This window comes from Cupriavidus sp. BIS7, from assembly GCF_000292345.1.
Taxonomy (GTDB): Bacteria; Pseudomonadota; Gammaproteobacteria; order Burkholderiales; family Burkholderiaceae; genus Cupriavidus.
Genome location: NZ_ALOU01000005.1, coordinates 36,445 through 57,318, shown reverse-complemented (window position 1 = coordinate 57,318; position 20,874 = coordinate 36,445). Strand labels below are relative to the sequence as shown.

Here is a 20,874-nt window from a genome sequence, read left to right as displayed (position 1 = left end):
TTTCCAACATGAACGAATACTCCCTGATTCAACTCGACGTGCGTGACGGCGTTGCCGTACTGACGCTGAACCGTCCCGAGAAGCGCAACGCCATCAGCGATGACATGCGCACCGAACTGATCGACGCACTGGAGCGTGTGACGGCCGATCGCGAGATCCGGGCGCTGGTGCTGACCGGCAACGGCAAGGGCTTCTGCGCAGGCGGCGACGTGGCCGGCATGCAGCGCCGCATGGACGCGCCGCCGGGCGAGGTGGGCTTCAATGGCTGGACGCGCCAGCAGCGTGTGCATCATTCGGTGGCGTTGCTGCACGGCATGCCAAAGCCCGTGATCGCCGCGGTCAACGGCGGTGCGAACGGGCTGGGCGCGGATCTGGCAATGGCCTGCGATTTCGTGATCGCCTCGGCGTCGGCCAGCTTCACGTGGTCCTACATCCATCGCGGACTGATTCCCGATGGCGGCGGTATGTACTTCCTGCCGCGCCGTACCAGCCTGGCCACGGCGAAGGAACTGATCTTCAGCGGCCGCAAGGTGGAAGCCGACGAGGCGCTGAAACTCGGCATTGCCGACCGGCTCAGCACATCGCCAGATACGCTGCTGACCGAGGCCGTGACGTGGGCGGCCGAGCTGTCTAAGGGCTCGGCGACGGCACTTGCGCTAGGTAAAACCATCCTGAACCAGACCTTCGAGCTGACTGCCGACCAGGTATTCGCGCAGGGCAGCCAGGCCCAGGGCATCTGCTATACGAGCAGCGAACACCGGGAGTCGGTCCTGGCGTTCCTGGCCAAGGCCGCGGTGGCGAAGGGCTGAGACATCATGACCACTTCTTCCCATGCCCTGGCGACTGATGCGACCGATGCCGTCGATGCCATCTCGCGCCTGGTCAGGCCGCGCAGCGTGGCCGTGATCGGCGCTTCCGCCGATCCGAACAAGACCGCCGGCCGTCCGGTGTCCTACCTGACCCGACACGGGTTTGACGGCGCAATTTATCCGGTGAACCCGAAGGTCGATGCGATCGGCGGCATCCGCTGCTATCCAGATATCGGTTCGCTGCCCGAGGTGCCCGATGTCGGCATCGTGCTGCTTGGCGCCGAGCGCGCACATGTGGCCGTGCGCGAACTCGCCGCACGCGGCACCGGGGCGGCTATCGTGCTGGCAAGCGGCTACACCGAAACCGGTGCCGAGGGCGCGCGTCGTCAGGCGGAGCTGATCGAGGCGGCCGGCAGCATGCGCCTGCTTGGGCCGAACACGATCGGCCTGGTCAACCTGACCGATCGCATCCCGCTCTCCGCAAGCGGTGCGCTGGAGATGGACCATTTCCCGGCCGGCAGCATCGGCGTGGTCTCGCAAAGCGGGGGCATCCTCGGGGCGCTGCTGTCGCGGGCAGCGGCGCGCGGCATCGGCCTGTCCAAGCTGATCTCGACCAGTAACGAGGCGGACCTCGACCTGGCAGATTTCATTGCGTACCTGGCCGACGACCCGGCCACGCGCGTGATCGCGCTGTACGTGGAAAGCGTGCGCGATCCCGCCAGGTTCCGGTCCGCCGCGCTGAAGGCGGCCGCTGCGGGCAAGCCGGTGGTGGCGTTCAAGATCGGCCGCTCGGAGGCCGGGGCGCGCGCGGCCGTGTCGCACACGGGGGCCATGGCCGGCGCCGATCGCATGTATGACGCGCTGTTCCGGCAGGTGGGCGTGATCCGCGCGCAGACATTCTCGGACCTGATCGATATACCGGCGGCGTTGGCCACGCGACGTTCGCTGCACGGCAAACGTGTGGCAGTGCTGACCTCCACGGGCGGCGCGGGCACGCTCGTCTCCGATGCGCTGGGCGTGTCCGGTTTCGAAACACCGCCACCAGACGACGCTACGGCCGCAAAGCTGCGGGCGCTGCAGACCGGCGATCATGCCGCACTCGATCGCAATCCGATCGACGTCACGTTGGCGGGCCTGCAGCCCGATCTGCTGCGCGGCGCGATCCGGGCGCTGCTGGCCAGCCCAAGCTACGACGCAGTGGCGATCATCGTCGGCTCCTCCGGCCTGGCGATGCCCGGCCTGATGGCCGACGCGATCCACGACTGCCTGCCCGAGAGCGACAAGCCGGTACTGGCCTATGTGAGCCCGCACGCACCGCAGGTGGCCGCGGTGCTCAACCAGCGCGGCGTGCCGGCATTCAGCGCGCCGGAGAGTTGCGCGGTGGCGTTTGGCGCGATGCTGGCGGCGGCCCGGCCCGTGCCGACCGTCGTGGCAGCGCCGCTGCAGCATGATGTCGATACATCGGATATCGCACCCGGATCGCTCGACGAGGCTGCCGCCAAGGCACTGTTCGCGCGCTTCGGTGTGCCCGGTGTGCGCGAGTCGATCGTTGCAGATACGGCGCAAGCCATTGCTGCCGCACAGGATCTGGGCGATCGCGTGGTGCTGAAGATGCTGTCGTCGACGGTGACGCACAAGAGCGACGTCGGCGGCGTCGCGGTCAACGTCGCGCCGGACGACATCGCCATGCGGCTCGACGCGATGCGCAGCAACGTGCTGCGGCATACCGGCAGCGCTCCCGAACGGTACCTCGTTCAGGAAATGGTGAGCGGCGGCGTCGAGATGATCGTCGGCATGCACCGTGATGCGCTTGGCACCGCAATTCTGCTGGGCATGGGCGGCGTCACCGCGGAACTGTTCCAGGACACCACCATGCGACTGTTGCCGCCTTCCGGCGGGCTGACGCGCGACGAAGCGTTGTCGATGATCAGGGAACTGAAGACATGGCCGCTGCTCGATGGCTATCGCGGGCGACCGAAAGGCGACGTGGACGCGCTGGCGGATGCTATCGTGGCGTTCTCGTCGATGACCGCGGCCTTGGGTCCACGGCTGGTCGAGGCGGAAATCAACCCGTTGTTCGTGCTGCCTGCCGGCCAAGGGGTGCGGGCGGCAGACGGTGTGGCAGTGATAGGAACGTAAAAAGGAGGCAGGGTGGACGTGTGCGCAGCGGATGCCGTAACGGCGCGGGAGAGTGATGCTCTTGTGAGGCGGCTGGCGGGGCTGGGGCGCTTCGGTGCGTCGATGGACATGCTCACCGGGTCCTGAATCGATGGATTCAAACGATGCGAACATCCGGGCGCGTGGCCGCCCGGAAGGCACCCAGGCCAACCGTTCGCTCGAACGCGGCATCGAGATCCTGCGCGCGTTCCGGCCCGGCTCCGAGGTGCTTGGCAATGGCGAGCTTGCCGAGCGCACCGGCCTGGCGCGCTCGACGGTCAGCCGGCTGACGCAAAGCCTGGTCGAATCCGGTTTCCTGCAATACGACGCGGCCTTGCGTGCCTACCGGCTGGGCGCGCCGGTCTTGAGCCTTGCTCACGCCATGCGTGGCGGCTCCACCGTGCTGCAGGTGGCGGCGCCCTTGATGCGGGAACTGGCGCAGGCAGAGCATCTCAACGTCGGCCTGGCAATGGCGGACCGCGACGAAATGGTCTATCTGGAATCGATCCGCTACAGCCGCAAGGTGTCATTGCGTACCGTGGTGGCGGGGCAGCGCGTGCCAATGGCACTCACATCGCTTGGCCGCGCGTGGCTGGCCGTGGCGCCCGAGCCGGAGCGTGACGCGCTGATGACGCATTTTTCGGGGCGCTTCGCGCACTGGCAGGAACTCGAGGCGCAGATTCACGCGGCCGTGGCACACGTGCAGCGCCATGGATGGTGCATCGCAAGCTGGCAGCCGGAGGTCATGGCGATGTCCACGCCGTTGCAGCTTGGCCACTTTCCCGTGCATGTGCTGAACGTCAGCCTGTCCACCCGGGCCTCGATCCGGGAAGCATCACGAGAACTGGCGCCGCATTTGATGAAGCTGGCCGCCGATATCGGCGCGGCGTTTCAGGCAGCCCAGCCGGAAGCGTCATAGTCGCCGAAGCAACGCCGGGTACTTCGGGCGCTACCGCCCCCGCTCGCCCCAGCGATCTGCGTCTTGCGATCTCGCGCCACTGCAGGCCGCTCAGGCGTGGCTCTCGCGCAACATCATGAACCGCACGCTGTCTGTGCGCATCTCTGCGCAAGCCACGGCCTGCGGAAACAGCGGCTGGCACAGGCGCGTCAGCACATTGCCCGGTGGCATTTCCACGGCCAGCCGCATATCGCATGCGCGCGCCAGCAGCATCGTCTCGTGCCAGCGGACGGGCCGCGCCATGTTGTGCGCCAGATCGTCGGCGATGCGTGCCGGGTCCCGCAGTTCGCGTGCCGCACTGGCGCTGAAATAGCGCAGTGACGGGCGGCGTACCGTTACGGCGCTAATCGCTTCCGCCAGCAATGCGGCGGCTGTGTCGAGCAGCGGGCAATGCGATGGCACGGCAATCGCCACGCGTTGCGCGGCACGCGCACCCGCCGCGATTGCCCGCTCGGAGACGCTTGCCATGGCTTGCTCCGATCCGGCAATCACGAGCTGGTCGTCGGCGTTGTAGTTGGCCACGTAGACCGGCACGTCCGGCGCGCGCACTGCATCGACGATGGCTTCCAGCGCGCCGCGTTCGAGACCGAGGATGGCGGTCATGCCATAGCCAGCGGGGAAAGCCTCTTCCATCAGCCTGCCGCGTAGTGCGACGAGCCGCACGGCATCGTCGAACCGCAACGCACCGGCCACCACGGCCGCTGCGTACGCACCGATCGACAGCCCGGCCACGCCATCGGCGTGCATGGTGTCGCCATCGCCGTTGTCGAGCAGATGGCGCGCACTGGCCACACCGGCAACCAGCAGGCACAGTTGCACGGCCACGGTGGAGGCAAGGCGTTCCGCGTGATCGAGCCGCAGAACGTTGTGGCCGAGCACGTCGCTGGCTTCTGCCAGCGTGCGGGTGACGATAGGGTGGTCGGGCAGCGCGTGCAGCATCCCGGCGCGCTGTGCCCCCTGGCCCGGAAACGTCAGCAGCGTGGCCATGGCGCCTGCCAGGGGTCGTCGCACAGAACGGGGCCCGCGTCGGTCTTGAGCAGTACGCGTCCCCTTGTGCGTAGCCGTTCGCGCAGCGCAAACGCGCCGTGCGGCGTGGCGATCTGGATGTCGAGTCGTACTTCCGGTGTGTCAGTCAGCGCGGCCATCTTTTCCATGTCCGCCTGTGACAGGGGCTTCGGTGCCGCAACCAGCATGTCGATATCGCTCTGCACATGGAGCACGTCGATACCTGAAGCCAGCGTGAAGCCCACGGCGCCGGTGATGCCCCACGGGAGATGCAGCGTGCCAAGCTGCGCGGCGATGCGGTCCAGCGCGTGTAGGGCCGGGATCTCGTCGCGGCGCGGATGCAGGCGCCAGAAACCTTGCCCCGCGATCTCGAACGGTGAGACGACCGACGCGCACTGGTCCGCGTGGAGCCATGCGGCGTGGCGTTGCTCGCGTTGTTTTCCGCGCAGGCCCACCGGAATGCGGCTGCCTTGGCGGCAATCGCGTCTGACCACAACCGGTGCCTGCGCAAGCCAATCCGCGTTGGCCCAATCGGGCAGCGCGCCCGTGGCGACGAACGCCGCCGGGTCGCGCAGCCAGATCAGGTCGTGCGGCTGGGGGCGTTGCATGGCATCAGCCTTGCCACTGGCTGGCCAGCACGGCGCGCACCCGGCGCGATGCACTACGGTTCTCTCCGCCCAGGCGGCCGCGCAGGTCGCGATGCGGGTCCGCGTCGATATCGGCCAGCGCATCGCACAGCACAGCCTGCACGGCGGAAACATCGGCGGGCGTCGGCGCCGCTGCATGCTGAACCGGAATGGTTCGCCACAGCAGGCCGAGTGTCGCGTAGCTGTCGATGTCGTAGGCCATCGGCGGCACTGTGGCGGCGAACGCTTCCAGTTCTTCCACGCTGCGCAGCGTGATGCGTGCCGCAGCTTCTTTGCCCATCGCGTGCACCAGCACGCCGGGGTCGGCCAGCGCCAGTATCCGGTTGGCCTGATAGCCGTGCGCCAGAAACGCGCCGGACATGGCCTTGCCCACCAGCAGCGCGATCACCGGGTGCCCTTGCAGGCGCGCCGAGGCGTACGCTGCCGCCGCACTGGCCAGTGCCTGATGGATGCCGAAAGCCTCTTCGCGGCGGCCATAGGCCTGACTCGGCGTATCGACGATGGCGATGATGGCGCGCTTGACGGGAGCGTCCCGGTCGGCGTCGATGGCCTCATGCACTGCCTGGGCCAGCGACCAGCCTTCCTGCAGCCCAACTTCGCCGTTGCGTGCACGCGGGAAGGCACTGTTGGCATCGGGCACGACGGCGATCAGACGGGCTGCACGTCCGCCCGTTTCGATGTCGACAACCTGCACCGACGCCGGAAAGCCGGGCAGGCGCGGCGCGTTGCCGCCGAGCACGGCAAGCCAGGCTTTGCCACGGCCGGACTCGTGGGTATCGCTCATGGCTGCTCTCCGAATAGTTGGCGCACCGTTTCCGGGGTGGGCTGCTTGCTGGCGTCGTACTTCGCAAGATGGCGCAGGTAATCGGCGTAGCGTTCGCTGCGATTCAACGGGCTGGGTGGCTGCGCGGCCAGTTCGGCGACCACGTCGCGGATGGCTGCAACGTCGTCATCGGCAAAGCGGTCCGCCAGCCCCGTGGCAAGGCGTTGCTCGCCGCCGGTAAAACTCCAGATGAAGGGGCGGTCACGCGAGTCGTACTCGCCAATACCCGCTTCCTGTTCGATCACGGCAGGGCCATTCAGACCGAGCCGCGCCTCGCGTGTGACCACCAGTGCGCTGCACAGGCCCGCCGCAATCGACATGCCGCCAAAGCAGCCAACCTGCCCGGCAATCACGCCGATCACCGGCTGGTAGCGGCGCAGATCGACGATTGCCGCGTGGACTTCGGCGATCGATGCCAGACCGAGGTTGGCCTCCTGCAGCCGGACGCCGCCGGTCTCGAACAGGATCACGGCGCGCGTCGGCACGCCCCGGCGATTGTCCTCGGCCGCCAGTTCCAGCGCGCCGGCAATCTTGGCGCCGCCGACTTCCCCAAGGCTGCCGCCCTGGAATGCGCCTTCGATGGCGAGGACAACGGCCGGGTGGCCGTCGATGCTCCCCTTGGCGACGATCACGCCGTCATCGCCCTGCGGCACCACGCCCTGCCGTGCCAGCCACGGCGAGGTCAGGCCATCGAACGGGCCCGCCAGTTCGCGGAAGGTGCCAGGGTCCAACAGTGCGCGTGCGCGAGCGCGTGCGCCGAGTTCGACAAAACTCTCGCGGGACAGCAATGCGGCTCGGCTCATGGTTGCTCCTTGCCTTCGTCAAGGTCCGCAGGCGAACCGAGCGCCTCGAACGCCTCGGCCAGCCGCATGCCGACCACGCCCGGCGTGGCGCCAAAATCGTGAATGCGGATGCGCATGGCCGCGCGTGGCTCCGCGCTGAACACTCGCGTCAGTTGCGCGTCCCAGACGCGGCCGTAGCCGTTGACCGAGGTCGTGACGTCGATCGATGTCTTGCCGGCTTCGCCCGGTTCGATCATCACTTCCAGATCGCCGGAGCCCACCACGCCCACCAGCACGCGGCGGCTGGCCGGTTCACTGGCGGCATATTCGAATCTGAGCTGTTCCATCAGGACTCTCCTGGTTGCGCGGCGGATAGCCGGTCGAGGAATAGGGTGGCGGCCAGCAGGTCCGCCGCGCCGCCCGGCGACGCCTGGCGGAGCCGCATCGAGGTTTCGAGTTCGTGCAGGCGGCGGCGCCCGGCCAGCGTGCCGATGCCGCCAGCGTCTAGCACCGCCTCTGCACCGGCCTGCACATCTGCAAGTCCATCGCGGCCAGCGCGCGCCAGCACGCAGGTATCGTCAAGCTGCGCCATGATCGCCAGCAACGCGTTGACCCGTGCCGTGGGCTCCGCATCGCCACGTGCGCGGCTGGCGCGCAGGGCCGGCAGGCCGACACCGATCACATGCGGAAAGCACGCTTCGGCCTGCCCGCGCGCGCCGCCCACGCCGAACGCGTGGCGTGCCAGTTCGCCCTTGTTGCCGGTATGGGCGGGACGGTGCCGATCGGGCAGCCGGGCGATAACGCCCGCGATCTGCGCAATGGCGTTGGCGCCGCGGCTCTTGCCGAGCCAACCGGCGGCGCCGGCCAGCAGCCCGAGCGCCCAGATCGCGCCGCGATGCGTATTGATACCGCCGCTGGCTTGCAGCATCGCCGCTTCGGTCTCCCGGCCCAGCGCGCCGAGCCGCTCGCGCAGCGATGCGTCGATACGCGTGGCCGCCTGGCCGGCGCGGGCCATCGCCACGAAGCCATCGCGCAGGCTGTGCGCGGAATCGATCATCAGCCGCAGGGACATGTCCGGGTGCGCGCCGTTGCCGCGCCCATCGACAAGACCGGGCTTCGGGGTCAGCGTCGCTTCGTCGATCAGGACGGCCACGGCAAGCTCGCCGATGGTCTCGGCGATGGCTTCGCCGTTGCTGTGCGTTCGCGCATCGCTACGCGCAAGTGTTGCGAGCGCGCCCATCACCAGCTCCGGAAACGTGCCGGCGGCGTGTAGAGCCCTCCGGACCATTCAACAAGATCGGCCATGCTCTTGGCCGCCAGCAGCGAGCGCGTGGCATCGCCGCGATGCACGCCGAGATCCTCCGGCAGCGCGATGAGGCCGTCGCTGCGCATCTGGCGCGTCGTGGCCGGGTCGTGCCGCATGCCGATTGGCGTGACACCGGCGACGGCCGCAATCATGCGGCGGCGCTCTTCGAGCGAGCGTGCCTTGTAGAGATAGGCGATGCCTTCTTCCGTCAGCACGTGCGTGACGTCGTCGCCATAGATCATGACCGGCGCCAGCGGCATGCCGCTATCCTTGGCCACCTGCACCGCGTCCATCGATTCGACGAACGTGGGTTTGCCGCCAGCCTGGAACGTCTCCACCATCTGCACCACAAGCTTGCGGCCACGCGCGAGCGGGTCGTCGGTCTCGATCAGGTCGAGCCAGGCGGGGGTGGCGTGACGGCGGCCTCCGGGGTTGTGGCCCATGTTGGGCGCGCCGCCGAAACCGGACAGCCTGCCGCGCGTGACCGTGGACGAGTGGCCGTCGCCGTCGATCTGCAGCGTCGAGCCGATAAACAGGTCCACCGCGTACTGACCGGCAAGCTGGCACAGTGCACGGTTCGAGCGCATCGATCCGTCGCTGCCGGTGAAGAAGACGTCGGGGCGCGCCGCCACGTAGTCTTCCATGCCAAGCTCGCTGCCGAAGCTGTGCACGCTTTCGACCCAGCCCGATTCGATCGCCGGGATCAGCGTTGGATGCGGGTTGAGCGTCCAGTACTTGCAGATCTTCCCCTTCAGGCCAAGCTGTTCGCCGTAGGTTGGCAGGATCAGCTCGATCGCGGCGGTGTTGAAGCCGATGCCGTGGTTCAGGGACTGCACGTTGTGGCGCTCGTAGATGCCACGGATCGCCATCATGGCCATCAGGATGTGCACCGGCTTGATCAGCCGGGGGTCGCGCGTGAACAGCGGTTCGCAGAAGAATGGCTTGTCGGACTCCACTACGTAGTCGATCCAGGAGCCGGGAATATCGACACGCGGCAAGTCCTTCGGGTCGTCGACGATTTCGTTGACCTGCGCGATCACGATGCCGTCGCGGAACGCCGCCGCCTCTATCAGCGCGGGAGAGTCCTCGGTACTCGGGCCGGTATAGAGGTTGCCGTCACGGTCGGCCTTGTACGCCGCGGTCAGCACGACGTGCGGCGTCAGGTCGACATAGAGCCGTGCGTAGAGCTCGATATAGGTGTGGATCGCGCCAACCTCCATCAGCCCGTCTTCCAGGAACTGGGAGATCCGCACGCTCTGGGCGCCCGCGTAGGCGAAGTCGAGCTTGCGTGCGATGCCGCGCTCGAACAGATCCAGATGTTCCACCCGGCTCACGCTCGGGATGATCAGGTGCAGGTCGTGCAGCCGGGAAGGATCGGCATCCGCCAGCGAGCGGGAGAGGAAGTCTGCCTGCTTCTGGTTGTTGCCTTCCAGCACCACGCGGTCGCCCGGTGCGGTGATCGTTTCCAGGAAGGACACGATATCTGCCGTGGGAATCACCTTGCCCGTGGCGATCTTCGCGCCCAAGGCCTGGCGGCGCCGCTTTTCGGTGCGGCGCGTGTCCCACTGTCGTTCCGGTATCGGGTTCAGCATGACGTCTCCGGTGTGCGTCGGTCGATACGGGAAAGATAGGCGGGGTGGCGGGGCCGAACAATCAACACTGGCGTCGGACCGTTACGCCACGCGTAACTAACCTTGCCGCCACGATTAACAGGAGCGTAACGATCGGGAAGCGGAGTTGATTGATGGCGGAGCCGCCGCTTCCTACAGTCGTTCTGCAAAGCGCCGTGCCGCCCAAGCACCGGCGCATCAAACTACAAAACCCGCACCATCAAGGAGACAACCATGATCATCTACGGAACCGCGCTGCTTGCGCTCTGCCATCTGATTGGCCTGTACCTGGGCGACCTGCTCGGCGTGGCGATTGGCGTCAAGGCCAATGTTGGCGGGGTCGGCATCGCCATGCTGTTGCTGATCTCGATCCGGCTGTACCTGCATGACCGCGGGCTGATGCCCAAGGAGACCGAGGCCGGGGTGGCCTTCTGGGGCTCGATGTATATCCCGGTGGTGGTGGCGATGGCGGCACAGCAGAACGTGGTTGCCGCATTGCGCGGCGGGCCGGTGGCGGTGATCGCGGCGGTGCTGGCGGTGCTGGCTTCTGGATGCTGCATCGCGCTGTTGAGCCGCACCGGCGATCATGAGCCGTTGCCGCCGCTGCCAGCCGAAACGGCTGCCCGTACCTGAGCCCGGGGGAGACTGCCATGACGATCGCACCGACCCTCATGTTCCAGAAAGTGCTCGAACACAATGCCCTGGTCACGGCTTTTGCCACCGTCGGCATTGTGATGTGGGTGTCCTCGCAACTGTCGCGCCGGCTGACAAAAGGGCGCCTGCACGCCTCGGCCATCGCCATCATGATCGGCCTTGGGCTGGCTTACTACGGTGGCTTGTCCACCGGCAAGGAAAGCGGGCTGGCCGATTTTTCGCTGTTCTCGGGTATCGGGCTGATGGGCGGTGCAATGCTGCGCGACTTCGCCATCGTGGCCACCGCGTTCGAGGTGCAGGTGCGCGAAGCGCGCAAGGCCGGGCTGGTGGGGGCCGTGTCGCTGCTGCTTGGTACCGTGATTCCGTTTGTCGTCGGGGCGACGGTGGCGCGCGCGTTCGGCTATAGCGACGCGGTCAGCATGACGACGATTGGCGCGGGCGCGGTGACCTATATCGTGGGTCCGGTAACGGGCGCCGCACTGGGCGCCAGCTCGGACGTGATTGCGCTGTCGATTGCCACGGGCCTGATCAAGGCGATCATCGTGATGGTGGGCACGCCGCTCGCCGCGGGCTTCCTGGGGCTGAACAACCCGCGCGCCGCGATGGTGTTCGGCGGACTTGCGGGAACGGTCAGTGGCGTGTCGGCCGGTCTGGCGGCCACCGACCGGCGGCTGGTGCCGTACGGCGCACTGGTGGCCACGTTCCACACGGGGCTGGGCTGCCTGCTGGGGCCGTCAGTGCTGTACCTTGCCACCCGGGCGCTGGTTGGCTGATCGGCTGCTCGGCTGCTCGGCTAGTTGGTTGATACTGGCCGGGCCCTGCGTCAGAGGGCGGTCTTGTCGCCGGTCTGCGTCAGCATGCGGCAGACCGCGGCAAGGGCCAGCAGGTTCGGGTCGCGCTCGCGCCGGCGCAGGAAGCTCAGTCCGATCGTCTGCTTCATGTCGTACTCGGCTGTCAGCGGAATGAACGCGACGTTGCGCGCGAATACGTCACGCACGCGGCCGGGCAGCAGCGAATAGCCGATGCCGCCACCGACCAGGTTCATCAGCGAGAAGATGTCGCCGACCTTCATCACCACATTGGGCGTGAAGTCGGCAATGCGGAACGCCTCGGCAAAGCCGCTCGATGTCACGAAGCCGTCGCCGAGCGAGACGAACGGTTCGTCGCGGCACTGGCGCAAATCGACGGCATCCATGCGGGCGTAGTGCGAATCGGCCGGGGCGGCGAAGAAGATGTCGTCCTCGAACATCGCGATCGATTCGATATCGCTGCATGATTCCGGCAGGCCCATCAGCGTGGCGTCGATTGTCCCCTGGCGCAGCTTGTCGAGCAGATCGGCGTTCGAGCCGAGCACCAGTTCCGTCTGCAGTTCAGGGCGCCGCATCTTGATGCCGATGACCACCTGCGGCACCGTGCGGATCGTCAGCGAATACAGCGAGCCAATCTTGAGCTGATCGGCCGAATAGCCGGCGGCCTCGCGCGTCATGCGGATGCCGTCGGACATGGTCTTGATTACGTCGCGCGCCACATCGGCCAGCACGTGGGCGGCCTCGGTCGGCAGCAGGTTGCGCCCCTCGTGCCGGAACAGCGCGCAGCGCAACCCTTCCTCCAGCGAATGCAGCGCGCGGTGCACGCTTACCGTGCTGACGTCCAGCGCTTCGGCGGCCTTCGCCAGGTTGCCCGTCTCCATGAAGGCCAGCAGCGCCTCGAGTTTGCGGAACGTGATGTCTTCGCTGATGCGGTCTGGCATGGGGGCGGCGGTAAAAGCAGACAGGCCACGATCTTCGCATATCGTGGCCTGTGCTGTCCTGACTCCTGACGCGGTGAAGGGCTACTGCTGGAGTTGCCAGCCTGCCTGCTTTACCTCCTGATGCTGCATGCGCAGGTTCTCGGTGGTGGTGCCCTTGCCGTCTGGCGCCCAGCCCGGGGGCATGACCAGGTACGCGGCGGCGTGCCAGAGTTTCCCGGCGGAGGCGATGTCGCGGCCCAGGCCGATCCAGTGTTCGAACTGGTTCACGATCGGGTTGCTTGTGGTGCTCGGGTGGACCAGGCCGTAGCGGCACGGTTCGTCGGCGCGTTCTTCCACATAGGTGCCGAACATGCGGTCGAAGATGATCAGCACACCGCCGTAGTTGGCATCGAGGTAATCGATGTTCGAAGCGTGGTGCACGCGGTGGGCGGACGGCGTGTTGAACACATATTCGAGCCAGCCGAGCTTGGGCATCCAGTCGTTATGAAGCCAGAACTGGTAGAGCAGGTTCAGCGACAGCGTGGCCAGCACCACTTCCGGGCGCACGCCAAGCAGGACTAGCGGCGCGAAGAACACCGCGCTGCCGGTCAGCTTGCCGGTCCAGCCAAGACGGTAGGCGGATGTCAGCGTGAGCTGGTTGGGCGAATGGTGCACCGCGTGCGTGGCCCAGAAGAAGCGGACGCGGTGCGCCGCGCGGTGGTACCAGTAGTAGCAGAACTCCTGGCCGACAAAGAGCAGGAACACGGCAAGCGCGCTGTTCAGCGTGACCGTGAACAGGCGGTGATCCCAGGCGAACGCAAAGACGGGCGCGGCCAGCGACAGCGGCAGCATCACGGACAGCTTGCGGCCGGCCAGATCGGCCAGTGACAGCCAGACCTCGTTCCACGAGAACGGTTTGACGCTGTCGCGGCGCTTGCGCCAGAGGACGAGTGCCTCGATCAGCGATATGGTCACGACGAACGCGGTGACGTACATCGCGAACTTTCCGGTAATGAGCATGGTTAGCCTCGGTGAAATCTGTTCGGGTAGCGCGGTTGGGCCGCGTCGGTGAGGCAACTCTAGCGGCCGGCCGTCAGGGAATCCATTAGGGAATTATTTCGCGCGATGTCACCCGGCTGGCCTTGACATTTGCCGACATGATTTCCGGGGCGACGCGCGAAATCCCCCGTCCTATAGTTCGGCCCGTCAGCACGCCGCGGCGTGTTGCGACGCAACAGATCGAAAGGACATCACGATGGCTTCACGCACGCTGATTGCAGCTACCGGATCGCTGCTCCTGCTTTTCAACGCCTCCGCGTTCGCCGCCTGGACCGGCCACGGAACCGCTTATACGGCACATGGCACGTACAACGGTGCCCACTATGCGTCCTGCGGCGGCGGAAGCTGCACACACGCCGGCGGCGTGGCCGGGCCCTACGGCGGCCTGGCCACCAATACCGGCACGGTCACCCGCACCGCGCCCGGACAATTTTCGAACGCGGGAACGGCCACGGGCCCGAATGGCCGCTCGGTGCAGCACGACGGCAGCACCAGTTGCGCGGGGGGTACCTGCTCGCATAGCGGCGATATGACCGGATCGGGCGGCCGCAGCGCAACAACCGATGGCAGCGTCACGCGCGAAGCGCCGGGGCAGTACACGTCGTCGGACTCGGTGACGGCCGCCAATGGCAATACCTACAACCACTCGGCATCGACAGCGTGCGCCGGCAACACCTGCAACCGGTCCGGCACCGTAACCGGCAGCAACGGCGGGACGGTCACCCACGCAGGCAGCGCGACGCAGGTGTCGTCGGGCGTGGTCACTACCGGTGGCGGCACGACGGTCGTACACGGCGGCACGGTGACAACGGGCAGCACGGTCGTGGTGGGCGCTGCGCCAGTGGCGTATGTGCCGCCGCCACCACCGGTGACGGTCGTGGCCGCAGTGCCTCCCGCAACGCCGGTCGCGCCGCCGCCCCCGCCGCCCGGCGTTGTCTATGTCGCGCCGCCGGCTCCCGCCGTGGTGGTTACGACCAAGGCGCCGCCGCCGGTCTATATCGCGCCGCGCCCTGTTTATGTTGCGGCGCCGCGTCCGGTGGTGTGGGTGCCGGCCCATTGGGTTGGCCGCGTCTACGTGCCCGCGCACTGGGCATGACACGCATCGATCCACGCATTGATTTCCATTCCTTGAATCCCACGGAGTTCATCATGAAGAAGATGATTGCAGTACTTATCTTGTGTATTGTTTCGGCAGGTGCAAGCGCGCAGAGCCGGTTGATGGCCATGGGTGGCGGAGGTGGCGGCGGTGACCGCATCGAACGCGCCGAAGCCGCTGAGCAGCAATTGCAGGCACGCTTCGCCAATGCCAACACCACGCACGACGGCAAGCTGACGCGTGCCCAGGCCGCCGCCGGCATGCCGATGGTGGCGAAGCATTTCGACGAGATCGATACGCAGCGCGCCGGCTACCTGACGCTGCCGCAGATCGAGGCGTTCATGGCGCAGCGAATGATGTCGCGTTGATGATGTCGCACTGATGCCTCGGAACAGAACCGGAGAAGACACGGCATGGAGCAGGCTAACCGGATAATCGTGCTCGATGACGAGGCCGAGCTGCGCAACATGCTGCAGCGATTCCTGACCGGGCACGGCTTTAACGTGCGCGCGGTGGCGGACGGCAAGCAGCTCAATCGCTACCTGCAGCGCGAGCCCTATGACCTGCTCGTGCTCGACCTGATGATGGAGCCCGAGGATGGCCTCAGTGTCTGCCGGCGGCTGCGTGCCGAAGGCCAGACGCTCCCGATACTGATGCTGACGGCCAAGGGCGACCCTGCCGATCGCGTGGTGGGACTGGACACCGGCGCGGACGATTACCTGGCCAAGCCGTTCCTGCCCGATGAACTGGTGGCGCGCATCCGCGCTTTGCTGCGCCGCCAGAAGATCGCGTCGGGCGACCCCACCGTGACTTCGCAGACGCTGAGCTTTGGCGAGTTCCGCTTCGACGTTGGCAAGCAGGTCCTGACGCGCGCAGGCGAGCCCGTGGAAGTGCACTCGGCGCAGATGCTGCTGCTGCAGGCGCTTGGCGCATCGCCAAACCGGGCGGTCAGCCGCGAGAACCTGCTGGCCCGTGCGCGTGGCCGTGACCATGACGCGCTCGATCGCAGCATCGACGTGCAGATCCTGCGGCTGCGGCAGATTGTTGAGGAAGACCCATCCAAACCGCGCTTCATCAAGACGGTCTGGGGTGTGGGCTACATGCTGGTGGCAGGCGTGGAAGCATGAGGGGCGCGATGCGGATTGCACTGCCTCGCTCGTTGCTGGCCCGCAATATCGCGCTGCTGGTGGCGCTGGTTGCATTTACGCAGGCATGTTCACTGATCGTGCTGCTGCATTTTGTGCAGCGCCCGCGCGTGGAGCGCGCGGCGGCCGTGTTCTCGCACTACGTGAAGATGCTCGACGGCGTGATGGCGGCCATGCCGGCGGAAGAGGGCAGGGCTGCCGTGGCGCGTCTGGGCGGCCAGGCGCAGGCTCCCGAAGATGACGGCACGGACATGCCGGCCCTGCATCCGTTTCGCACCTGGCAGCGAGACGTGTTCATGCGCGGGCTGCAGCGGCACTTGCCTCCGGATATGCCGGTGAAATGGCAGGACAGCGGCGACAACGAGCGGCTGTGGATTCGCATCCACGCTTCCGGCGCGCCCACGTGGGTTGCCTTGCCGATGACTGCCGATGCACAGGCAAGCGGCATCACGGCCGCAATCGCGCTGTCCGCGGCGCTCGGCCTGCTGGCGGCGTTGACTGGGTATCTGATCCAGCGCCATATCAACCGGCCGCTGCAGGACCTGGCGCGTGCTGCACTGCACGTCAGCGCAGGAGAAACGCCACCGCCGCTGCCCACCAATGGCCCGACCGAGATCGCGCAGGTCAGCAGCGCGTTCAACCGGATGACAGACGCGCTGCAGCAGGCGGAGAAGACGCGCGCGCTGATGCTGGCCGGTGTCTCGCACGACATCCGCACACCGCTGACCAAGCTGCGCCTGGCCATGGCGATGGCGCTGCCGCGCGGCACGGACGACGCATTCGTGGCGTCGGTCGAGGGCTATCTCGATCACATCGACACGATTCTCCAGCAGTTCATGGACTACGCCGGCAGCGGCGAGCGCGAGGTGCCGCAGCCGGGCGACCTCAACGCGCTCGTGCGCCAACTGGCCTCGGACTTTGCCGGACTCGGGCATGAGTTCGAACTCGACCTGGGCGATCTGCCACCGGTTTCGTACCGGCCGACGAGCATGTTGCGCCTGCTGATGAACCTGATGCAGAACGCGATCAACTACGGGCGCACGGGACTGATGGTGCGCACGTGGGCGGCAGGCGGTGCCGCGCACGTCGCGGTTTGCGATCGCGGCATCGGTATCAGCGTGGCGGAACTCGAACAGCTTCGCGCGCCGTTCAGCCGAGGCGACAACGCGCGCGGGCACTCGGGCGGCACGGGGCTTGGGCTGGCCATTGTCGAGCGCATCGCGCGCCTGCACGGCGGCTCGCTGGCTTTCCGCCCGCGCGAGGGCGGCGGGCTGGAAGTGCTGGTGTCGCTGCCGGCCTGACATCGAATGAAATAGTTCTTGCCTGGCCTGTTGCACGGCTGCATCCAATACTGGGTCTGCCGGCGCCGGAATCGCGGCGCCACGGCAACCAACCGCTCAGGACTTCGACATGCAGACCGTTTTTCAATCGCTCCCGCGCCACGCCAAACACCTGACCATCGCCGCATTTGCGGCGACGTCGATGCTGATGGCGGGCTGTGCTTCCGCAACCACGATGATCTCCGATGTGCCCGTGCCAGTGGCCGCTGCCGTGGCCCATGCCCCGGCTGACGTGGTCTATGTGCGCGGGTTCGATGCGAGCGCGGATCAGGTCAAGGTCGACGACAACCTGATGCACCGCGTCAAGGCCATGGCCTCTGGCCAGTCCGCAGCGCCCACGCCGGGCAAGACCGCCAGCGAGGCACGCAACACGGTGGCCGACGAGATCGTGCAGGCACTGCGGGCCAAGGGTCTCAACGCCGTGCGTATCGACGGCCCGGTGCCGGCCGATGCGAATGCGCTGATCGTCGAGGGCCGTTTCGACAAGATCGATGAAGGCAAGGCACGCCGCCGGATGCTGATTGGCCTTGGCGCGGGCAAGAGCGATGTGTCGGCATCGGTGCAGGTGCTTTATCAGCCTGCGCACGGCACGCCGGTCCCTGTGACGCTGTTCCAGACCAGTGCCGATAGCGGCCATATGCCGGGCATTGCCGAAACCGCGGGCGTGGGGGCCGCCGCCGGCGTTGTGACGAGTGCTGCCGCGATTGGCGCCGGCGTGCATGGTGCTTCGGAAGTGAAGCGCGACAGCATCACCGCGGAAGCGAAGCGTGTGGGCGATGCCGTCGCGGAGCAGGTGGTGGCCGTGGTAGCAAAGCTGTCGAAGACGGCCTGAACGGACCTGAACAGGCCTGAGCAGGCCTGAGCAGGCCAGGGCGGCGCGGAGTGTCGATAACGGTACAGCGCTAAATATCGTCTATGTCGGGTGTCGCCAAGTAGCCAGATGGCTGGCCGCTACTTCCTTTTCTTCTGCTGATGCATCAGATACATTGGAATTTTCGCGATTTGGCCAAAATGCCATGAAACACTACACCTGCGAAAACTTCCACCTGACACAAAGCATCGGATTCCATCTGAACAAGGCACGCAACACGGTGTTGATGGAGATGGATGCCGCACTGCGCCCGCTCGGCATCACGGGCCAGCAGATGGGTATCCTGCTTTCGCTGATGCGGGGCATGGCCAACACGCCCTTCGAGATCAGCAAGGCGCTTGGCATCGATACGGGCCTGATGACGCGCATGCTGGACAAGCTTGAGAGCCGGGGGCTGCTGGTGCGCCAGCGCAGCGTCGAGGATCGGCGCGTGATTCACCTGGTCCTGACCGAGACGGGCAGGGAGGTAGCCGACCGTATCCCCGAGATCGCGCCGGAAGTGCTCAACGACCGGTTGCGCAATTTCTCCACCGAGGAGTTCAACGAGTTCCTGCGGCTGCTGCGCAAGTTCGCTGGCGCGGAGTGAGGGCACTTAACCGCTCACATGTAATCGGTTACATCACTTTATCGCTCATATATGAGCGATAAAGTGATCATGCGGCGTGCGCCAAGTTGCTTTCGCCCTGCCTGGCGCGCGCCACGCACTCAACCCGCTCTAATCGAGCAACCGCGCCAGCGCCGCAGGCAGCCCTGCATTGGGTTTGCGCGGCGGGCGCATGAAACTACCCTCCTGTGCGCTGCCGGCCTGCAGTGCCACGAGCGATTCGCAGTGCCGTACGGCGCTGCTGACGCCATCGACCACCGGCACCGGAATGCGGCCCTTGAGCGAGCGAGCCAGCCCGGCCAGCGGTGCGCCGGCAACGATGATCACGTCCGCGCCATCCTCGCGTACCGCCTGTAGCGCCAGTTCCTCCAGCCGTGCGGCATGGTCCTCCTGCACGCTGCCGATATCGCGCAGCGGTTCCTGGAGAGAGCGGATGCTGGCCAGACGGTCCAGCAGCCCATTGGCGGCCACGCATTCGCGATACCACGCCTGGATGCGGTGCGAGATCGCGATGATCGAGAAGCGCTGGCCCAGCAGGCACGCGCTGGCCAGTGCGGCTTCGGTCATGCCCACCACGGGCACGTCGAACAACTCCTTCATGCCGGCCAGGCCCGGGTCGCCAAACGCTGCGACGATCAGGCCATCGAAATTGCCGGCATGCTCGGCGGCGGCGCAGGCGGTGGCGTAGCCGCCAACCAGCGCTTCGAAGCGCGTTTCGATATAGGCCACGCCAAACGGGGCGGTCGCCATCGTGATGTTGGTGTCCGCAGCCGCCGTGCGGCGGGCTTCCGCTTGAATCAGGTCGGTCACCGATTCACTGATGTTCGGATTGACGATAAGCAGGTTCATGGCGCTTCAGATCTCGGGTTGTCCAGCTTCAAGGAATTTGCCGCGGCCAGCCGCGGGCTCCAGGTACTCGCCGTTGCGCACGATCATCTCGCCGCGCGAGAAGGTCGTCATCGGCCAGCCGGTGACCTCGATGCCCTCGTACGGCGTGTAGTCCACCGCGTGGTGCAGGTTGGCATTGGCGATGCGCACCTTGCGTGACGGGTCCCAGAGCACGATGTCGGCATCGGCGCCGACGGCGATCGTGCCCTTGCGCGGATAGAGGCCGTAGATCTTCGCCGGCCGGTGCGACGTCAGTTCGACAAACTGGTGCAGCGAAAGCTTGCCGCGCGTCACGCCATCGAACAGCAGCGGCAGGCGTGTCTCGATGCCCGGCACGCCATTGGGAATATGGTCGAACGGCTGCGCCGTGCCGCCCAGCTTCTTGCCCTCGGGATCGTCATAGTTGAACGGTGCATGGTCTGAAGAGAACACGCTGAACACGCCATTGGTCAGCGCGCGCCAGACGGCGGCCTGGTTTTCCGGGTCGCGCGGGGGCGGGCTGCACACGCACTTCGCGCCTTCGTAGCCGTCGTCGCCGCCCAGGCCCATGTCTTCGGCGGTCAGGTACAGGTACTGCGGGCAGGTCTCGGCCAGGATCTTCATGCCGCGGCCCTGGGCCCAGCGGATCTGCTCGATGGCTTCCTTGCCGGAGACGTGCACGATCAGGATTGGCACATCGACCAGCTCGGCAAACGTGATCGCGCGATGCGTGGCTTCGCGCTCCACGGCATCCGGACGCGCCAGCGCGTGGAAGCGCGGTGCGATGCGGCCCTGGCCGACAAGCTTGTCGGTCAGCCACGAGATGCAGTCGGCATTTTCCGCATGCACCATGACCAGCGCCTTGTTCTCGCGTGCGACGTCGAGCACGGACAGCATCTCGCGATCGGACAGCTTGAGGTCGTCGTAGGTCATGTAGACCTTGAACGAGCTGTAGCCCTGGCGGATCAGCGACGGCAGTTCGTCCTGCAGCACGGCCGGCGTGGGATCGGCCACGATCAGGTGGAATGCGTAGTCGATCACGGCGCGGCCATCGGCGCGGCGGTGGTAGTCATCCACGGCGGCCTTGAGCGAAGCGCCTTTCTCCTGCGCGGCGAACGGGATCACGGTAGTGGTGCCGCCGCATACGGCCGCACGCGTGCCGGTGAAGAAGTCGTCGGCCATGCGCATGCCGTCCGGCATCGGCTGGTCCAGGTGGCAGTGGCCGTCCACGCCGCCGGGCAATGCCAGCAGGCCGGTGGCATCCACTTCGCTGGCGCCAGGCGGCAGGTCGTGACCAAGCGCCACGATGCGGCCGCCGCGCACGCCGATATCACAGCGGAAGCGATCGGATGCGGTGACCACGTCGGCATTGCGGATCACCAGGTCAAGTTTGTTGTCAGCAGGCATGGTCT

At 66.6% G+C, this 20,874-nt stretch carries 22 protein-coding genes; 11 read left to right on the top strand and 11 right to left on the bottom strand.

Annotated elements, in window-relative coordinates:
• The first annotated feature begins 8 nt into the window (after nucleotides 1-8).
• The 3 genes from B552_RS0101330 (at nucleotide 9) to B552_RS0101320 (ending at nucleotide 3,885) form a co-directional block, all read left to right on the top strand.
• A complete protein-coding gene (locus B552_RS0101330; RefSeq protein WP_019447190.1) occupies nucleotides 9-809 on the top strand; it encodes an enoyl-CoA hydratase/isomerase family protein in 801 nt (266 codons plus the stop codon).
• A 6-nt stretch (nucleotides 810-815) separates the two neighbouring features.
• Entirely contained in the window at nucleotides 816-2,948 is a 2,133-nt protein-coding gene (locus B552_RS0101325) for an acetate--CoA ligase family protein (RefSeq protein WP_019447189.1), read from the top strand.
• Between the two features lie 130 nt (nucleotides 2,949-3,078).
• On the top strand, nucleotides 3,079-3,885 hold the full coding sequence (locus B552_RS0101320; protein WP_019447188.1) for an IclR family transcriptional regulator: 807 nt from the start codon (nucleotides 3,079-3,081) through the stop codon (nucleotides 3,883-3,885).
• Nucleotides 3,886-3,975: 90 nt separating this feature from the next.
• Here B552_RS0101320 and mdcH read toward each other — a convergent pair whose 3' ends face one another.
• From mdcH to mdcA, 7 genes are read right to left on the bottom strand one after another with little or no spacing between them, the layout of a single operon-like run.
• The gene (mdcH, locus tag B552_RS0101315) at nucleotides 3,976-4,911 is read right to left on the bottom strand and encodes a malonate decarboxylase subunit epsilon (protein WP_019447187.1); all 936 of its coding nucleotides are present in this window, start codon (nucleotides 4,909-4,911) and stop codon (nucleotides 3,976-3,978) included.
• The gene (locus tag B552_RS0101310; RefSeq protein WP_019447186.1) at nucleotides 4,896-5,537 is read right to left on the bottom strand and encodes a malonate decarboxylase holo-ACP synthase; all 642 of its coding nucleotides are present in this window, start codon (nucleotides 5,535-5,537) and stop codon (nucleotides 4,896-4,898) included. The genes mdcH and B552_RS0101310 overlap by 16 nt, the downstream gene beginning before the upstream one ends.
• 4 nt (nucleotides 5,538-5,541) lie before the next feature.
• Nucleotides 5,542-6,360 (bottom strand): biotin-independent malonate decarboxylase subunit gamma, encoded by an 819-nt coding sequence (mdcE, locus tag B552_RS0101305; RefSeq protein ID WP_019447185.1) that lies wholly within the window; start codon nucleotides 6,358-6,360, stop codon nucleotides 5,542-5,544.
• Nucleotides 6,357-7,202, bottom strand: coding sequence for a biotin-independent malonate decarboxylase subunit beta (locus B552_RS0101300; protein WP_019447184.1), 846 nt, complete (start codon nucleotides 7,200-7,202; stop codon nucleotides 6,357-6,359). Before B552_RS0101300 ends, mdcE begins: the two co-directional genes overlap by 4 nt.
• The gene (locus B552_RS0101295; protein WP_019447183.1) at nucleotides 7,199-7,528 is read right to left on the bottom strand and encodes a malonate decarboxylase subunit delta; all 330 of its coding nucleotides are present in this window, start codon (nucleotides 7,526-7,528) and stop codon (nucleotides 7,199-7,201) included. Before B552_RS0101295 ends, B552_RS0101300 begins: the two co-directional genes overlap by 4 nt.
• Nucleotides 7,528-8,421 (bottom strand): triphosphoribosyl-dephospho-CoA synthase, encoded by an 894-nt coding sequence (locus tag B552_RS0101290; protein WP_019447182.1) that lies wholly within the window; start codon nucleotides 8,419-8,421, stop codon nucleotides 7,528-7,530. The genes B552_RS0101295 and B552_RS0101290 overlap by 1 nt, the downstream gene beginning before the upstream one ends.
• Nucleotides 8,421-10,079, bottom strand: coding sequence for a malonate decarboxylase subunit alpha (gene mdcA, locus B552_RS0101285; RefSeq protein ID WP_019447181.1), 1,659 nt, complete (start codon nucleotides 10,077-10,079; stop codon nucleotides 8,421-8,423). Before mdcA ends, B552_RS0101290 begins: the two co-directional genes overlap by 1 nt.
• A gap of 252 nt (nucleotides 10,080-10,331) precedes the next feature.
• On the opposite strand from mdcA, the gene madL reads away from it, so the two are divergent.
• Both madL and madM read left to right on the top strand, forming a co-directional pair.
• Nucleotides 10,332-10,730, top strand: a complete 399-nt coding sequence (gene madL / locus B552_RS0101280) for a malonate transporter subunit MadL (RefSeq protein WP_019447180.1) — start codon at nucleotides 10,332-10,334, stop codon at nucleotides 10,728-10,730.
• Nucleotides 10,731-10,747: 17 nt separating this feature from the next.
• Nucleotides 10,748-11,524, top strand: a complete 777-nt coding sequence (gene madM / locus B552_RS0101275) for a malonate transporter subunit MadM (RefSeq protein WP_019447179.1) — start codon at nucleotides 10,748-10,750, stop codon at nucleotides 11,522-11,524.
• Nucleotides 11,525-11,574: 50 nt separating this feature from the next.
• Here madM and B552_RS0101270 read toward each other — a convergent pair whose 3' ends face one another.
• Together B552_RS0101270 and B552_RS0101265 are read right to left on the bottom strand one after the other, a co-directional pair.
• On the bottom strand, nucleotides 11,575-12,501 hold the full coding sequence (locus B552_RS0101270) for a LysR family transcriptional regulator (RefSeq protein WP_019447178.1): 927 nt from the start codon (nucleotides 12,499-12,501) through the stop codon (nucleotides 11,575-11,577).
• Between the two features lie 81 nt (nucleotides 12,502-12,582).
• Nucleotides 12,583-13,500: a sterol desaturase family protein gene (locus B552_RS0101265; RefSeq protein WP_026035179.1), complete on the bottom strand. Its 918-nt coding sequence runs from the start codon at nucleotides 13,498-13,500 to the stop codon at nucleotides 12,583-12,585.
• 235 nt (nucleotides 13,501-13,735) lie between these two features.
• Here B552_RS0101265 and B552_RS0101260 point away from each other — a divergent pair, with 235 nt between their 5' ends.
• The 6 genes from B552_RS0101260 to B552_RS0101235 all read left to right on the top strand — a co-directional run bounded on the left by B552_RS0101260 (nucleotide 13,736) and on the right by B552_RS0101235 (nucleotide 18,577).
• Complete coding sequence (locus B552_RS0101260; RefSeq protein WP_019447176.1) at nucleotides 13,736-14,635, top strand: PXPV repeat protein; 900 nt, start codon at nucleotides 13,736-13,738, stop codon at nucleotides 14,633-14,635.
• 53 nt (nucleotides 14,636-14,688) lie between these two features.
• A complete protein-coding gene (locus B552_RS0101255) occupies nucleotides 14,689-15,003 on the top strand; it encodes a hypothetical protein (RefSeq protein WP_026035178.1) in 315 nt (104 codons plus the stop codon).
• 45 nt (nucleotides 15,004-15,048) lie between these two features.
• On the top strand, nucleotides 15,049-15,762 hold the full coding sequence (locus tag B552_RS0101250) for a response regulator (protein WP_019447174.1): 714 nt from the start codon (nucleotides 15,049-15,051) through the stop codon (nucleotides 15,760-15,762).
• A gap of 8 nt (nucleotides 15,763-15,770) precedes the next feature.
• Nucleotides 15,771-17,081, top strand: coding sequence for an ATP-binding protein (locus tag B552_RS0101245; RefSeq protein ID WP_019447173.1), 1,311 nt, complete (start codon nucleotides 15,771-15,773; stop codon nucleotides 17,079-17,081).
• A 109-nt stretch (nucleotides 17,082-17,190) separates the two neighbouring features.
• Nucleotides 17,191-17,952, top strand: a complete 762-nt coding sequence (locus tag B552_RS0101240) for a DUF4410 domain-containing protein (protein WP_019447172.1) — start codon at nucleotides 17,191-17,193, stop codon at nucleotides 17,950-17,952.
• A 184-nt stretch (nucleotides 17,953-18,136) separates the two neighbouring features.
• Nucleotides 18,137-18,577 (top strand): MarR family transcriptional regulator, encoded by a 441-nt coding sequence (locus B552_RS0101235; RefSeq protein WP_019447171.1) that lies wholly within the window; start codon nucleotides 18,137-18,139, stop codon nucleotides 18,575-18,577.
• Between the two features lie 129 nt (nucleotides 18,578-18,706).
• Here B552_RS0101235 and B552_RS0101230 read toward each other — a convergent pair whose 3' ends face one another.
• Both B552_RS0101230 and hydA read right to left on the bottom strand, forming a co-directional pair.
• Nucleotides 18,707-19,444 (bottom strand): aspartate/glutamate racemase family protein, encoded by a 738-nt coding sequence (locus tag B552_RS0101230; protein WP_019447170.1) that lies wholly within the window; start codon nucleotides 19,442-19,444, stop codon nucleotides 18,707-18,709.
• 6 nt (nucleotides 19,445-19,450) lie between these two features.
• On the bottom strand, nucleotides 19,451-20,869 hold the full coding sequence (hydA, locus tag B552_RS0101225) for a dihydropyrimidinase (RefSeq protein WP_019447169.1): 1,419 nt from the start codon (nucleotides 20,867-20,869) through the stop codon (nucleotides 19,451-19,453).
• Nucleotides 20,870-20,874 lie beyond the last annotated feature (5 nt).

What these genes read in the sequence shown, in the direction of transcription:
- B552_RS0101300 (WP_019447184.1), bottom strand. Translation starts at nt 7,202, where the DNA reads ATGAGCCGAGCCGCATTGCTGTCCCGCGAGAGTTTTGTCGAACTCGGC.
- B552_RS0101310 (WP_019447186.1), bottom strand. Translation starts at nt 5,537, where the DNA reads ATGCAACGCCCCCAGCCGCACGACCTGATCTGGCTGCGCGACCCGGCG.
- B552_RS0101240 (WP_019447172.1), top strand. Translation starts at nt 17,191, where the DNA reads ATGCAGACCGTTTTTCAATCGCTCCCGCGCCACGCCAAACACCTGACC.
- B552_RS0101290 (WP_019447182.1), bottom strand. Translation starts at nt 8,421, where the DNA reads ATGGGCGCGCTCGCAACACTTGCGCGTAGCGATGCGCGAACGCACAGC.
- B552_RS0101295 (WP_019447183.1), bottom strand. Translation starts at nt 7,528, where the DNA reads ATGGAACAGCTCAGATTCGAATATGCCGCCAGTGAACCGGCCAGCCGC.
- B552_RS0101245 (WP_019447173.1), top strand. Translation starts at nt 15,771, where the DNA reads ATGCGGATTGCACTGCCTCGCTCGTTGCTGGCCCGCAATATCGCGCTG.
- hydA (WP_019447169.1), bottom strand. Translation starts at nt 20,869, where the DNA reads ATGCCTGCTGACAACAAACTTGACCTGGTGATCCGCAATGCCGACGTG.
- B552_RS0101265 (WP_026035179.1), bottom strand. Translation starts at nt 13,500, where the DNA reads ATGCTCATTACCGGAAAGTTCGCGATGTACGTCACCGCGTTCGTCGTG.
- B552_RS0101260 (WP_019447176.1), top strand. Translation starts at nt 13,736, where the DNA reads ATGGCTTCACGCACGCTGATTGCAGCTACCGGATCGCTGCTCCTGCTT.
- B552_RS0101230 (WP_019447170.1), bottom strand. Translation starts at nt 19,444, where the DNA reads ATGAACCTGCTTATCGTCAATCCGAACATCAGTGAATCGGTGACCGAC.
- mdcA (WP_019447181.1), bottom strand. Translation starts at nt 10,079, where the DNA reads ATGCTGAACCCGATACCGGAACGACAGTGGGACACGCGCCGCACCGAA.
- mdcH (WP_019447187.1), bottom strand. Translation starts at nt 4,911, where the DNA reads ATGGCCACGCTGCTGACGTTTCCGGGCCAGGGGGCACAGCGCGCCGGG.
- B552_RS0101320 (WP_019447188.1), top strand. Translation starts at nt 3,079, where the DNA reads ATGGATTCAAACGATGCGAACATCCGGGCGCGTGGCCGCCCGGAAGGC.
- B552_RS0101270 (WP_019447178.1), bottom strand. Translation starts at nt 12,501, where the DNA reads ATGCCAGACCGCATCAGCGAAGACATCACGTTCCGCAAACTCGAGGCG.
- B552_RS0101330 (WP_019447190.1), top strand. Translation starts at nt 9, where the DNA reads ATGAACGAATACTCCCTGATTCAACTCGACGTGCGTGACGGCGTTGCC.
- B552_RS0101325 (WP_019447189.1), top strand. Translation starts at nt 816, where the DNA reads ATGACCACTTCTTCCCATGCCCTGGCGACTGATGCGACCGATGCCGTC.
- madL (WP_019447180.1), top strand. Translation starts at nt 10,332, where the DNA reads ATGATCATCTACGGAACCGCGCTGCTTGCGCTCTGCCATCTGATTGGC.
- mdcE (WP_019447185.1), bottom strand. Translation starts at nt 6,360, where the DNA reads ATGAGCGATACCCACGAGTCCGGCCGTGGCAAAGCCTGGCTTGCCGTG.
- B552_RS0101250 (WP_019447174.1), top strand. Translation starts at nt 15,049, where the DNA reads ATGGAGCAGGCTAACCGGATAATCGTGCTCGATGACGAGGCCGAGCTG.
- B552_RS0101235 (WP_019447171.1), top strand. Translation starts at nt 18,137, where the DNA reads ATGAAACACTACACCTGCGAAAACTTCCACCTGACACAAAGCATCGGA.
- madM (WP_019447179.1), top strand. Translation starts at nt 10,748, where the DNA reads ATGACGATCGCACCGACCCTCATGTTCCAGAAAGTGCTCGAACACAAT.
- B552_RS0101255 (WP_026035178.1), top strand. Translation starts at nt 14,689, where the DNA reads ATGAAGAAGATGATTGCAGTACTTATCTTGTGTATTGTTTCGGCAGGT.